At 69.9% G+C, this 11,922-nt stretch carries 13 protein-coding genes; 5 read left to right on the plus strand and 8 right to left on the minus strand.

All coding sequences use genetic code 11. The features are described from left to right. The first annotated feature begins 4 nt into the window (after positions 1 to 4). A complete protein-coding gene (locus SSPN_RS48800) occupies positions 5 to 1,171 on the plus strand; it encodes a WXG100-like domain-containing protein (protein WP_010695017.1) in 1,167 nt (388 codons plus the stop codon). A gap of 147 nt (positions 1,172 to 1,318) precedes the next feature. On the opposite strand, the gene SSPN_RS0112385 is transcribed toward SSPN_RS48800, so the two are convergent. The 3 genes from SSPN_RS0112385 to SSPN_RS43580 form a co-directional block, all read right to left on the minus strand. Continuing rightward, the gene (locus SSPN_RS0112385; protein WP_010695018.1) at positions 1,319 to 2,461 is read right to left on the minus strand and encodes a hypothetical protein; all 1,143 of its coding nucleotides are present in this window, start codon (positions 2,459 to 2,461) and stop codon (positions 1,319 to 1,321) included. A gap of 210 nt (positions 2,462 to 2,671) precedes the next feature. Further along, positions 2,672 to 3,907 carry a class I SAM-dependent RNA methyltransferase gene (locus tag SSPN_RS0112390; protein ID WP_010695019.1) on the minus strand — a complete coding sequence of 412 codons (1,236 nt, stop codon included), beginning with the start codon at positions 3,905 to 3,907 and terminating at the stop codon, positions 2,672 to 2,674. Continuing rightward, on the minus strand, positions 3,879 to 5,906 hold the full coding sequence (locus SSPN_RS43580; protein ID WP_044572871.1) for an APC family permease: 2,028 nt from the start codon (positions 5,904 to 5,906) through the stop codon (positions 3,879 to 3,881). The genes SSPN_RS0112390 and SSPN_RS43580 overlap by 29 nt, the downstream gene beginning before the upstream one ends. 233 nt (positions 5,907 to 6,139) lie before the next feature. On the opposite strand from SSPN_RS43580, the gene SSPN_RS0112400 reads away from it, so the two are divergent. The 3 genes from SSPN_RS0112400 to cutA all read left to right on the plus strand — a co-directional run bounded on the left by SSPN_RS0112400 (position 6,140) and on the right by cutA (position 8,087). After that, complete coding sequence (locus tag SSPN_RS0112400) at positions 6,140 to 6,805, plus strand: potassium channel family protein (protein ID WP_010695022.1); 666 nt, start codon at positions 6,140 to 6,142, stop codon at positions 6,803 to 6,805. Further along, positions 6,805 to 7,476, plus strand: a complete 672-nt coding sequence (locus SSPN_RS0112405; protein WP_010695023.1) for a potassium channel family protein — start codon at positions 6,805 to 6,807, stop codon at positions 7,474 to 7,476. Before SSPN_RS0112400 ends, SSPN_RS0112405 begins: the two co-directional genes overlap by 1 nt. 293 nt (positions 7,477 to 7,769) lie before the next feature. After that, positions 7,770 to 8,087: a divalent-cation tolerance protein CutA gene (gene cutA, locus SSPN_RS0112410; protein WP_010695024.1), complete on the plus strand. Its 318-nt coding sequence runs from the start codon at positions 7,770 to 7,772 to the stop codon at positions 8,085 to 8,087. On the opposite strand, the gene SSPN_RS0112415 is transcribed toward cutA, so the two are convergent. Further along, positions 8,078 to 8,611, minus strand: coding sequence for a hypothetical protein (locus SSPN_RS0112415; RefSeq protein ID WP_010695025.1), 534 nt, complete (start codon positions 8,609 to 8,611; stop codon positions 8,078 to 8,080). The two genes, cutA and SSPN_RS0112415, sit on opposite strands and share 10 nt — an antisense overlap. A gap of 264 nt (positions 8,612 to 8,875) precedes the next feature. Here SSPN_RS0112415 and SSPN_RS61565 point away from each other — a divergent pair, with 264 nt between their 5' ends. Continuing rightward, positions 8,876 to 9,001, plus strand: a complete 126-nt coding sequence (locus tag SSPN_RS61565) for a hypothetical protein (RefSeq protein ID WP_010695026.1) — start codon at positions 8,876 to 8,878, stop codon at positions 8,999 to 9,001. Positions 9,002 to 9,232: 231 nt separating this feature from the next. Here the strand turns inward: SSPN_RS61565 and SSPN_RS0112425 are convergent, their stop codons facing one another. The 4 genes from SSPN_RS0112425 to dut all read right to left on the minus strand — a co-directional run bounded on the left by SSPN_RS0112425 (position 9,233) and on the right by dut (position 11,905). After that, positions 9,233 to 9,970 (minus strand): DUF3159 domain-containing protein, encoded by a 738-nt coding sequence (locus SSPN_RS0112425; protein WP_010695027.1) that lies wholly within the window; start codon positions 9,968 to 9,970, stop codon positions 9,233 to 9,235. After that, positions 9,967 to 10,344 (minus strand): OB-fold nucleic acid binding domain-containing protein, encoded by a 378-nt coding sequence (locus tag SSPN_RS0112430; protein ID WP_010695028.1) that lies wholly within the window; start codon positions 10,342 to 10,344, stop codon positions 9,967 to 9,969. The genes SSPN_RS0112425 and SSPN_RS0112430 overlap by 4 nt, the downstream gene beginning before the upstream one ends. 426 nt (positions 10,345 to 10,770) lie before the next feature. Continuing rightward, on the minus strand, positions 10,771 to 11,409 hold the full coding sequence (locus SSPN_RS0112435) for a DUF3710 domain-containing protein (RefSeq protein ID WP_010695029.1): 639 nt from the start codon (positions 11,407 to 11,409) through the stop codon (positions 10,771 to 10,773). A 4-nt stretch (positions 11,410 to 11,413) separates the two neighbouring features. After that, positions 11,414 to 11,905, minus strand: coding sequence for a dUTP diphosphatase (dut, locus tag SSPN_RS0112440; protein ID WP_010695030.1), 492 nt, complete (start codon positions 11,903 to 11,905; stop codon positions 11,414 to 11,416). Positions 11,906 to 11,922: the final 17 nt, after the last annotated feature.

An 11,922-nucleotide genomic window follows, 5' to 3' on the forward strand; every position in this document is an offset into this window, starting at 1 on the left:
CCACATGGGGATCGAGATTCCGGATGCGGTGAAGTGGCTGACGCCGATCGTCGTGGGTGCCAGCTGGCCGGAAGGTGACGAGACCGCGCTGCGCCGGGTCGCCGAGGCGTGGACGACGGCCGGTCAGGACGTCGACGACGTCATCGCGCAGACCGAGGCGGCGGTCCAAGCGTCGCTGGGCACCATGCAGGGCCAGACGCACGACGCGTTCGAGCAGTTCGTGAAGGACTTCGTGAACGGCGACGCCGGTTACCTGCCGGAGCTGAAGAAGCTCTGCGAGTCGCTCGGCGAAGGCGCCGACGGCGCCGCGCTGGAGATCGAGTACACCAAGATGAGCATCATCGCGGCGTTGATCATCCTGGCGGCACAGATCGCCGCGATGATCGCTTCCGCGGTCGCCACCTTCGGCGCGAGCACGGCGGGCATTCCAATCGCCCAGGCGGCGACGCAGATCACCGTGCGCACCATCTTCATGAACCTGCTCAAGCAGATCGCCATCAACCTGGCGATCAACCTCGGTGTCGACGGCGCGATCCAGGGCATCCAGTTCGCGAAGGGCGACCGAAAGAGCTGGGACCTCTCCAACACCCTGGAGGCCGGGATCTCCGGCATCGCGGCTGGGGTCGCGGGCGGTCTCGTCGACGGCGCGGCGGGCGCGCTCGGCAACAAGCTCGGCAAGAACCTGGTGGAGCCGGCGACCCGCAGCTTCACCGAAGCCGCGGCCTACGGGGCCGGCAAGGGCGCACTGTCCGGCATGCTGGGCAACACGATCAACAAGGCCCTGCACCGCGAAATGCCGGGCTGGGGAGATCTCACCTCGGGAGCGATCTCCGGCGGCGTGGCCGGGGCGACCGGCGGCATGCAGAGCCGGCACGAGGGCCTGAACGCGACGTGGGAGGGCAACGGCCGCGGCAACGGCTGGGTGTCGGGCGAGAACAACCAGGGCTGGCGGTTCGAGTCATCGGAGGGCGCCTTGCACGGGGCCAATGTGGACAGTCCCTACAACCGCGGCTTCAATTCCACCCACGGCCAGCACATCCCCGGCGACGGCGGCCCGAACAACGTAAACAACAACCCGTACGACGACGGCAGACCGTCCTATTCGGACGGATCGGCACAACTCCCGTCGACCCCGGAGAAGCTGGACCTCCCCGACGGGCCCAACAAGTAACCCGGACGAGCGAATTTCGCCGGGCGCAGGGTGCCTTCGAACAACTCCGTCGCCCAAAGACGCCCTTCACTCTTCATCCGTGCGAGGGTTTTTTCGAGGTGAGAGCGCCCTTCGCCCAGTTGCCCGGCCAAGGGCGCCCCGCACGCTTCACATGAACGGGCGCCAGTTCGGGATCGGGGCATGGTCCGGGCGGAGGTCCCCCCACGACGGGCTCCCCGGCGGGAGCTGGTGCAGTTCCGCCTGGTCGAGGCGGCGGCGCACCCGCAGCCAGCCGACGGCCAGGAGCACTCCCAAGCCCAGCACGACGACCGCCACGATCCACAGCACCGGATCTCCGACGCCACGGCCAATCGCGGTGGTCAGCAGCATCGAGCCGAACACCGCCAGCGCGCTGCCGAGCAGGACCCGGAATCCCGGATAGGCCTGTGCTTGGCGGCCGCGACGCACCGTCGTCATGCGAGCGACGGCCCAGGTGCGCAGCCGGTGCCAGGCGGCGGAGTCCTGCGGGCCCGTGCGCAGCGGCCAAGCCGCGGTGGCGCGCCGCCGGACGATCGAGGCGACCAGTTGCGGGTCGGCCACGTGCACGATCCACTGCTGCATCCCGGCGACCAAGCGGAGCGCCGGTCCACGGCGCAGGCGGATGCCAGCGCCTCCCGGCAGCGGCCACCAGCCGTCCTCGCCACCGCCGATCTCGCCGGGCTGCGCGAGGACCAGCTCGGCCAGCGGCAGCGCTTGCCGGACCCGCCCGCCGCTGCCGCGCGCGGTCTGGGCGAGCACGATCCGGTCCCGGCCGATCAGCAGGCGCCCGCTACCGAGCGCGTCGAGCGGCACCGCGATCTCCACATCCAGTTCGGCGAGATCCTTCGCCGGCTGCGCGAACCGCCGGCACGCCAACGTCGCCAAGGCGGGCGAAGCGGCCACGGCGACCAGCGAGATCAGGCCTGTCGGCGCGGCGAACAGGACGTTCACGAACGCCTGCGGCACCGCGGCGAGCAGCGCCCAGCCCGGCCAGCGTCGCGGTGTGCGGGAGTCCACCAGCCACACCACCGCCGCGAGCCCGATCCACCCCACGGCCCAGCCGGTGAAATAACCGGGCACAGTGGACAAACCGAGCGCCAGCAGGCCCGCGGGGAGCAGCACGATTCCCAACGCTGCCAATAGAAAAGCGATCACCCGGCGTCCCGGCACGGCGTCCGGCGCGGATGTTCCCCGCCCGGCGACGGGCCGCACCTCGGCTCCGGACTCGGGCGGGGCCGGGAGGACTTCCGGCAGGTGTTCGCGTTGGGTCATCTCAAGAACTCCCGTTTCTGGGACCGGGCGTCCGCCGGCACCTGGTGCGCGGCAATCTCAACCGCGCCCCACCGGCTGGGCCGCAGTTCCGGTCGGAACTGCGGCCCCCCGATCGCTTGTGCGGCCCGCTGCGCAAAGTCAACCACCCGCACGTCGCCCCGCGACGACAGCTCGCCGTCGAGCGGAACAGCGCGAGCCGGGAAACGGCGCTCAGCCGACCGGCTCCAGCAAAGCGATGCACTCGATGTGATGCGTCATCGGGAAGGCGTCGAAGGCCTCCAGCTCGGTCATCCGGTAGCCGCGCTCCGCGAACAACCCCACGTCCCGGGCCAGCGCCGCCGGATCGCACGCGACGTGCACGATCCGCGCCGGGCGACGCGCCGTCAGCGCGTCCACCACGTCCCGACCGGCGCCCTTGCGCGGCGGGTCCAGCACCACGACATCCGGGGCCGGCAGGTCCTCGTCGGTGGCCACGTCCTCCACCGTGCCCGCGCGGAACGACACCTGCGGCAGGTCCCGCAGGTTCGCCACCGCGTCCTCCACCGCACGCCTCGACGACTCGACCAACACCACCGAACCCGCCGGGCCGACCTGCTCCGCGAGCGGCGCCGCGAACAGGCCCACCCCGCCGTAGAGATCCCAGGCCACGCCACCCTCCGGCGCTGCCGCCAGACGCGAAACCACCTCGGTGAAGGTGTCCGGCGCGCCCTTGTGCACCTGCCAGAAGCCCTGCACGGCAACGTCGAACGGCCGCCCGCCCGCGGATTCGCGAGCCACCCCGCTGCCCTGCACCTGCCTGGCGACGGCGCGCGCGTGACGCCGCTGCGGCTTGTTGTCCACGGCGGTCACGTGCACCTCGCCCGCGGCATCGGCCGCCACCGTCAGCTCCGCACCCGGGCGCCACCGGCGGTTCGTGACCTCGCTCAGCGCGCCCTCGACGGTGATCGGGCAGTCCTCGACCGGGATCACCCGGTGGCTGCGGTGCGCACGGAATCCCGCCCGTCCCTTGCGGTCCACGGCCAGCCGAGCGCGGCTCCGCCAACGCAGCAGCCCGCCGGGCAGTTCCCGCACCCGCACCGGCCAGTCGATCCCGGCGATGCGTTGCAGCTGCTCGGCGATCACCGCGGCCTTGAGCTCCCGCTGCGTCTCGCCGGCGGCGTGCTGCCAGTCGCAGCCGCCGCACCGGTCGCGACCGAGCGCCATGTCCGCCAGCGGGCACGGCGGGCTAACCCGGCCCTCCGCCGCGGTCAGTACCTCGACCGCATCGGCCCGGCAGAAGCCGCCACCGGCGTCCTCGGTGACCTCGGCGGCGACGACCTCGCCGGGCAACGCGTGGCGGACGAACACCACCCGGCCCTCGTACCGGGCCACGCAATGGCCGCCGTGCGCAACCGGCCCGATCTCGACCTCCAGCCGCCTACCGGTCCAGTCTGGCCTTTCGGTCACTGCTCACCTTCCCGTTCGTACCCAGCCCGCGCCGGGTCGCGCCCGGCATCGAGGTGAGCTGCTTCTGGCGGACCCGCGTGGACGACTCCAGCTGCCACGGCACGCTGGTGACCATCACGCCCGGCTGGAACAGCAGTCGGCTCTTCAGCCGCAGCGCGCTCTGGTTGTGCAGCAGTTGCTCCCACCAGTGGCCGACGACGTATTCGGGGATGAACACGGTCACCACGTCGCGTGGGCTGTCCCGCCGGATCCGCTTGACATATTCCAGCACCGGCCGGGTGATCTCCCGGTACGGCGACTCGAGCACTTTCAACGGCACCGGGAGATTCTCCGCCTCCCACCGCTTCGTCAGCTCGCGGGTGTCCTCGTCGTCGACGTTGACCGTGACGCCTTCGAGCACGTCCGGCCGGGTGGCGCGCGCGTAGGCGATCGCCCGCATGGTCGGCAGGTGCAGCTTGGAGACCAGGATCAGCGCGTGGTTGCTTGACGGCAGCACCGCGTCCGCCTCCTGCTGCTTGAGCTCCTCGGCAACCCGGTCGTAGTGCCGATGGATCGCCGTCATCAGCACGTAGATCGCGGCCATCGCGGCGATCGCGATCCAGGCTCCGTGGGTGAACTTGGTGATCAGCACGATCACCAGCACGCTGGCCGTCATGAACAGACCGAAGGTGTTGATCATCTGTGCGCGCCGCATCCGCCGCCGCGCCAGCGGATCGGTCTCCTTGCCCAGCAGCCGGTTCCAGTGCCGGATCATGCCGCTCTGGCTGAGCACGAACGACATGAACACGCCGACGATGTAGAGCTGGATCAGCCGGGTGACCTCGGCCTCGAAGGCGAACACCAGGATGATCGCCCCGGCGGCCAGGAACAAAATGCCGTTGGAGAACGCCAGCCGGTCGCCGCGGGTGTGCAGCTGGCGAGGCAGGAACCGGTCCTGCGCCAGGATCGAACCCAGCACCGGGAAACCGTTGAACGCCGTGTTGGCGGCCAGCACCAGGATCAGGCCGGTGAAGACGACCAGGTACCAGACGCCGGGCGGGAAGCCCGCGAACACCGCGCTCGCCAGCTGCGCGACCAGCGTCTTCTGCTCATAACCGGGCGGCGCGCCGATCAGCTGGCGTGCCGGGTCCTCGGCGATCACCGCGCCGGTGATCTGGGCCAGCATCAGCAGTCCCATGAACATCGTGACCGCGAGGCCACCCATCAGCGCCAGCGTGGTGGCCGCGTTGCGGGACTTCGGCTTGCGGAAGGCCGGCACCCCGTTGCTGATCGCCTCGACGCCGGTCAGCGCCGCGCTGCCGGAGGAGAACGCCCGCAGCACCAGGAACACGAACGCCACCCCGGCCATCTGGGTTTCGTCCGGCAAGATCTGGAAGTGCGCGCTCTCGGCCGGCATCTCCTGGCCGAGCACGAAGGTGCGGAAGAAGCCCCAGCCGATCATGCCGATGATGCCGATCACGAAGGCGTACGTCGGGATCGCGAACAGCGAGCCGGACTCGCGGACGCCGCGCAGGTTCATCGCGGTCAGCAGCGCGATCGCACCGACGGCGAACAGCACCTTGTGCTGCGCGACGAACGGGATGACCGAGCCGATGTTCGCGGCGGCCGAGGAGATCGACACCGCGACCGTGAGGATGTAGTCGACCAGCAGGGCGCTGGCCACCACCAGCCCCCACCGGGGGCCGTGGTTGACGGAGGCCACCTCGTAGTCGCCGCCGCCGGAAGTGTAGGCGCGCACGTTCTGCCGGTAGGAGGCGACCACTGTGACCATCACGAGCGCGACCAAGATCCCGATCCACGGGCTCATCGCGAAGGCGGACACGCCGGCCACCGAGAGCACCAGGAGGATCTCTTCGGGCGCGTAGGCGACGCTGGACATGGCGTCGGAGGAGAACACCGGCAGGGCGATACGCTTGGGCAGCAGCGTGTGCGCGAGGCGATCGCTGCGGAACGGGCGACCGACGATCAACCGTTTCGCCGCGGTTGCGAGCTTGGACACGGCACAGAGCGTAAGCGCAAAGGTGGGTCGGCAGGCGACCCCGGCCACCGGAATTCCTCTCAGGTCACATCCGGGCCTCCGCCCTGCCCACATGGACGCCTCACCCGGTACGGTGCAGCAGCCCGGAACCGACGGGCACGAACCGGACCGGACCCACGTCCGTGAAGGTACGGTCGGCAGACGATCGCGAGGTCGTCGCCAGAACCCGCATCCCGCAGCGAGGAGACAGCGTCGTGCACGTGGTGATCATGGGTTGCGGCCGGGTCGGGGCCTCCCTGGCCGCGGCCCTGCAACGGCTCGATCACACCGTGGCCGTGGTGGACAAGAACCCGCAGGCGTTCCACCGCCTGGGCAAGGACTTCCGCGGCCAGCAGGTCACCGGCAACGGCTTCGACCGGGACATCCTGGTCGAAGCGGGGATCGAGCAGGCGACCGCCTTCGCCGCGGTGTCCAACGGGGACAACTCCAACATCGTCTCGGCCCGGGTGGCCCGTGAGAACTTCGGCGTCGAGCACGTCGTGGCGCGGATCTACGACCCGAAGCGCGCCGAGGTCTACCAGCGGCTGGGCATCCCCACGGTGGCCACGGTGCCGTGGACGACCGACCGGTTCCTGCGCATGCTGCTGCCCGACGGCGTCGCCACGGCGTGGCGGGAGCCCTCCGGCACCGTCGCGGTCCTGCAGCTGCCGCTCGACGACGGCTGGATCGGCCGCCGGGTTGGCGAGCTGGAGGCCACCACCGGCGCCCGGGTCGCGTTCATAATGCGGTTCGGCAACGGGGTGCTCCCGGACTCCAAGACCGTCATCCAGGCCGACGACACGGTTTACGTGGCGGCGCTGTCCGGCACCGTCACCGACGTCACGGCGGCGGCCCGCCGCACACCCGAGGAGAGCGAGTAATGCGCATCGCGATCGCGGGCGCCGGCGCGGTCGGCCAGTCCATCGCGCGGGAGCTGCTCGAAGGCGACCACGAGGTCCTGCTGATCGAGCGAAGCGTACAGAACTACCACCCGCAGAACATCCGCGGCGCGGAGTGGATGCTCGCCGACGCCTGCGAGCTGGCGTCGCTGGAGGAAGCCGGGCTGGAGTCCTGCGACGTGGTCATCGCGGCCACCGGCGACGACAAGGTCAACCTGGTGGTGTCGCTGCTGTCGAAGACGGAGTTCGCGGTGAACCGTGTGGTGGCCCGCGTCAACGACCCGCTCAACGAGTGGCTGTTCACCGAGGCGTGGGGGGTCGACGTCGCGGTGTCCACGCCCCGGATGCTGGCCGCGATGGTCGAGGAGGCCGTCAACGTCGGCGACCTCGTGCGGCTGATGACGCTGCGCCAGGGTCAGGCCAACCTGGTCGAGGTGACGCTGCCGGACACCACCCCGCTGGCCGGGCGCCGGGTCCGCGACCTGAAGCTGCCCTCCGACGCGGCGCTGGTCACCATCCTGCGCGGCGGCCGGGTGATCGTCCCGCAGGCCGACGACCCGCTGGAGGCGGGCGACGAAATGCTGTTCGTGGCCACCGCCGACGTCGAGCAGCAGATCCGGGCGATCGTCCACGACCGCCAACCCACCGACTGACGGACGAGGCGTGGCGATTTCGCGCAGTGATGATGTGGGTGGCGACTAGGTGAAAGCTCGTAGCGCCCTCAACAGGCGTTACGGATAGCACTAAATTATCACTGAGTCGCACTGACACCCCCCTTACCGGCCACCTCGCGCACCCCTGCGCCCACACCTTGCACACACACCTTGCACACACAGTCGCGGGCCCGGCTGGCACCCGCACCTGCGCCGCGAACCGGGCGGCAGCGGAGCGCTCAGCCAAGGCGCCGCCCGGTCTGCTCGGGCGCTCTACTCGATACCCTGATCACATGGCTGACTACGTGCAGGTTGTGACCACGACGGACTCGGAAGAAGCGGCAGCCACCTTGGCGCGGAGCATCGTGGAAGCGAAGGGCGGCGCCTGTGTGCAGGTGGTGCCGATCCGCAGCTTCTACCGGTGGGAGAACGCCGTTCAGGATGACCCGGAATGGCAGCTTCAGATCAAGACGTCGGCCGGGCGGCTCGACGAGCTGATCAAGCACATCAACGAGCACCACACCTACGACGTGCCCGAGATCATCGCAACGCCGATCACCAGCGGCAGTGCTGCCTACCTGTCGTGGGTCGACGAGGAAACTCAAGCCTGAAAGCTCGCGAGCAGCCCCGACGTAACCCGCTGCCGCAGGGCCTCGGCCGTACCTCGTCCGCTGTCTTGCGGCAGCACCTCGGTTAGTTCCCACAGACGATCTTGCGCGAGGCTTGCCTCGGTTCGGACGGCGAGCGGCAAAGCTTCGGCCGCCAGCTCGTCAGCCCGGTCGACGTCCGACCGTGTTGCAGCCGAAAGGGCGAGGTCCGCGACCACCAGCGCTCGAACCTTGGTCTCAGTCGGCGATAGCACGGAGAGCAGCGACCCGGCGAGAGAGTCGGTCTCGCGGTGCCCCAATCGCCCGTACGACGAAACGGCGAGGCTGCCGAGCCTGCTCGCACCGAAGAAGCTCGTCCACGAGCGCTCGTGATGCGGGCGGGCGTAGTCGAACGCGGTGAAAGCACGTTCGAGCGCACGTTCGGCCGTTTCGCCGTCGCCGATCCGGGCGGCCTCTTCCGCTTGCCGCGCCGAATCTGAAAGTCCGTAGTGGACAACTCGGAGGATCGCTGTGCACGACTTGATCACATCGCCATTTCTAGATCACCAACCTTCTGTTGCGGCCGGGCAAACAGCAGGGGTTCAAGATTCCGACGCGCAGGTACCGGGAACTGCAGCAGACGAGCGTCGACCAGCCGTGCCCCTCGTGGCTGGTCGACGCTGCCACCAGTCGTGGGGGCTTGACCTGAGCGAGCGCTGGACAGGCGAGGCGGTGCTCGTCCGGCAGCCCTCGCCCTACGGCTACGCTCGCGCGTCCTAAGAACTCAACCTCGGCTGCAACTACGATTGCCCGTGATCGTGGTCGAGGAAAACAAGCACGAGGAAACTGAAATGCGGGCGCTCGCCAACGAGTTCGGCGACGACCACCACGTCTACAGCAACATCTCGCAACGATCCATAGTGGACCTGAAAGCCTGACGTCGCAGTCGACCGAGCACCTGCGCGCCAGTACACCCTTCACCAGGTGCAACGCCGGGGTGACCCGCTCGACGCCCGTCACGTTCCGCGCTGGCTGGCGCAAGCACAGCGTGACGAGCCGCGGGTCGACGGCCTGCCCCCGAACATGACGGAAACGCCCCCGCCCGCACCCCGGTTGCAGGCACACAACCGGGGTGCAGGCGGGGGGGCGTTTCCGTCAGAGCGGCCGGGTCAGCCGCTGGAGGGCTTGGAGTCGAGGGTTCCGGCCTCCCGGGCCTCGGCCTTCTCCTGCTCGGCGACCTTCGCGGCGCGGCGGATCGCCCAGACCGTGACGATCAGCGCCAGGCCGGTCAGCGGGTAGCCCATCGCGATCCGGGCGAACGCCAGCCAGCCGGTCTGATCCGAGTCATACAGCCACTGCTGCACCACGTACTTCGCCGCGAACACCACAGTCCAGGCCAGCGTCGCCAGGTCGTAGCCGCGCAGCGCTCGGCGCTGCTTGCGCCAGGAGAAGCCCAACCCGTTCAGCGCCGACCAGGCCACGCCGACGAGCGGCCAGCGGGCCAGCACCGACACCAAGAACACCCCGCCGTAGATCAGGCTCGTCCAGATGCCCAGCAGGAAGAAGCCCTTGGCGTCGCCGGAGCGGTAGGCGATGAACGAGCACACCGCGACCCCGAGCACCCCGGAGATGGCTGGCTGCAGCGGTTCCTTGCGCACCATCCGGAAGATCGCGATCGCGATCGCCACGCCGATCGCCGACCAGATCGCCGGCATCAGCGAGGTGAAGGAGCTGACCAGTACGAAGACCACGATCGGGACCGCCGAGTAGGCCAGCCCCCCGACGCCGCCCATCTGTTCGAGCAGGGTCTTCTCGGGTTCGGCGGCCCGCTGCGCGGTCTGGTCCGGCTGGTGGTCGGCCGCGTCCTGGGCGGGCAGCCCGGCGGCGGATGCGTCGCGTTCGCTCATGCGGTGTTCTGCAACTCGTAGTAGGGGTTGTAAAGCACCTTGCGCCCGTCGCGGACCGCGATCCGGCCCCGGGCCTTGATGATGCGTCCCGGTTCGATCCCGGCGATCCGGCGGCGCCCCAGCCAGACCAAGGTCACATCCTCGGTGCCGTCGTACAGCTCGGCCTCCAGCGTCGGTGCCGATGCCTTCGGGCACAGGCCCACGCTGCGCACCCGGCCGAGCACCACGGCCTCCTGACCGCACTGGCAGTCGCTGGCGCGCTGGGCTCCACCGGCTTGGGACCGCTGCGAGAGGTCGTCGGCGTCAAGCTCCGCAACGTCGCTGGTCAGGCGGCGTACGAGGCGACGCCAGTAGCCGCCGTCGGTCTTGCTCATCTAGCGCTCCCGTGCGCTTCCGGGGCTCGACTCGCAGCCCGTGCACCCCCAGCCTAGCCGTCCGCAACGGCGTCGTCGCGGGCCCTGCGGCATTACGAACTTGACCCGCCCGATCGGCTATTTCGAAACGCGCGAACGGGAAGAACAGGGGGTTTTCCCGTTTCCTGGTTCTGGGCGAGCGCCAGCGCCCCGCCGAGGCCGATCAACGTGGTGCCCCTGGCGACCTGCTGGCGCCGCCACTGACGCGGGTTCCGGGCCACGCACACCGAACGGGCCCGCGCAGGACGCCACCAGCAGGTCGGAGACCAGCACGAACGCCATCATCGCGCGAGTCGTGGCGGTGCGAATGGCGGAACCTCAGACGCCTCCTCGACTCCTGGATCCCCGACTCACGTCCAGGTCGCTTCGTGCCCGGTCGAACCGGTTTCAGCCCGGTTGGCCGTTGTTCTGGGCCTGGGCCTGCTGGATGTGGCGCAGGATCGCCTCCGGCAGCTGGATCGGCAGCGGCGTGCGCACCGGCATCGGTTCGGCACCGCGCACCACGATGGTCTCGTCGAGGACCGCGTACAGCAGTTTCGTGCACTCCTCGGCGTGCTCCGCCGGTCCGGCCGCGACGCCGCGCAGCAGCCACCGCGGGCCGTCCACCCCGACGAACCGCAGTGCCGCCTTCGGCGAGTCGGCCACCAGCTCGATTCCCCAGTCGCCCCGCTCGGCATGCACCTGGGCACCGTCCTTGCGCAGCTGGTCAGCGAGTTCCGCGCTGACCTCCGCCCACAGCCCGCTGCTGCGCGGCGCCGCGAACGCGCTGACCGTCAACCGGCCGACCTCCGTGACCAGGTGCACGGCGCGCACCGGGCCTGCCGGGTCGACCTCCACCTGCAGCTGGCCGCCTTCCGGCACAGGCAGCCGCACCGAACCGAGGTCGAGCCGCTCCACCTGGTCGTCGGGCGCCTCGCTCTCGTCGAACGGACCACCTTCCGCGAAGTCCTGCTCCTCGGCGCTCAGCTCCGCGTCCGCAGCGGCGTCATCGGCGCGTTTGCCGCGCCCGCGGCCCCATCCGAACATCCCCTCAGCCCTCCGTCCTGTGGCTGGCCTCGGCCCCCGAGACCGCCAGCACCTCGTGCCCGCCGGTGGACCCATAGCCCCCGGCACCTCGCTGCGACGCCGGCAGCTCGGCGACCTCCTGGAACACCGCCTGCTCGACCTTCTGCACGACGAGCTGGGCGATCCGGTCGCCGCGCCGCAGCGACAGCGGTACCTCACGATCATGGTTGATCAGGCAGACCTTGATCTCACCGCGGTACCCGGAATCAACGGTGCCCGGTGCGTTGACCACGCTCAACCCCGCCTTGGCGGCCAGGCCCGAACGCGGGTGCACGAAAGCCGCGTAGCCCTCCGGCAGCGCCACCGCGATACCCGTACCCACCACGGCTCGTTCGCCGGGTTCGAGCACCAAGTCGCTGGTGGTAACCAGATCCGCACCGGCGTCGCCTGGTTTCGCGTACGCGGGTAGCGGCACATCGGGGTCAAGTCGGGTCAGCAGGACCTTCAGGTTCGACACGGGCGGCGAGACTACCC

The sequence above is a fragment of the Saccharopolyspora spinosa NRRL 18395 genome, from assembly GCF_000194155.1.
Taxonomy (GTDB): domain Bacteria; phylum Actinomycetota; class Actinomycetes; order Mycobacteriales; family Pseudonocardiaceae; genus Saccharopolyspora; species Saccharopolyspora spinosa.

Coding starts and splice junctions, on each gene's coding strand:
- SSPN_RS48800 (WP_010695017.1), top strand. CDS start 5: ATGGGGATCGAGATTCCGGATGCGGTGAAGTGGCTGACGCCGATCGTC.
- SSPN_RS0112425 (WP_010695027.1), bottom strand. CDS start 9,970: ATGAGCGAACGCGACGCATCCGCCGCCGGGCTGCCCGCCCAGGACGCG.
- SSPN_RS0112430 (WP_010695028.1), bottom strand. CDS start 10,344: ATGAGCAAGACCGACGGCGGCTACTGGCGTCGCCTCGTACGCCGCCTG.
- SSPN_RS0112405 (WP_010695023.1), top strand. CDS start 6,805: ATGCGCATCGCGATCGCGGGCGCCGGCGCGGTCGGCCAGTCCATCGCG.
- SSPN_RS0112385 (WP_010695018.1), bottom strand. CDS start 2,461: ATGACCCAACGCGAACACCTGCCGGAAGTCCTCCCGGCCCCGCCCGAG.
- cutA (WP_010695024.1), top strand. CDS start 7,770: ATGGCTGACTACGTGCAGGTTGTGACCACGACGGACTCGGAAGAAGCG.
- SSPN_RS0112435 (WP_010695029.1), bottom strand. CDS start 11,409: ATGTTCGGATGGGGCCGCGGGCGCGGCAAACGCGCCGATGACGCCGCT.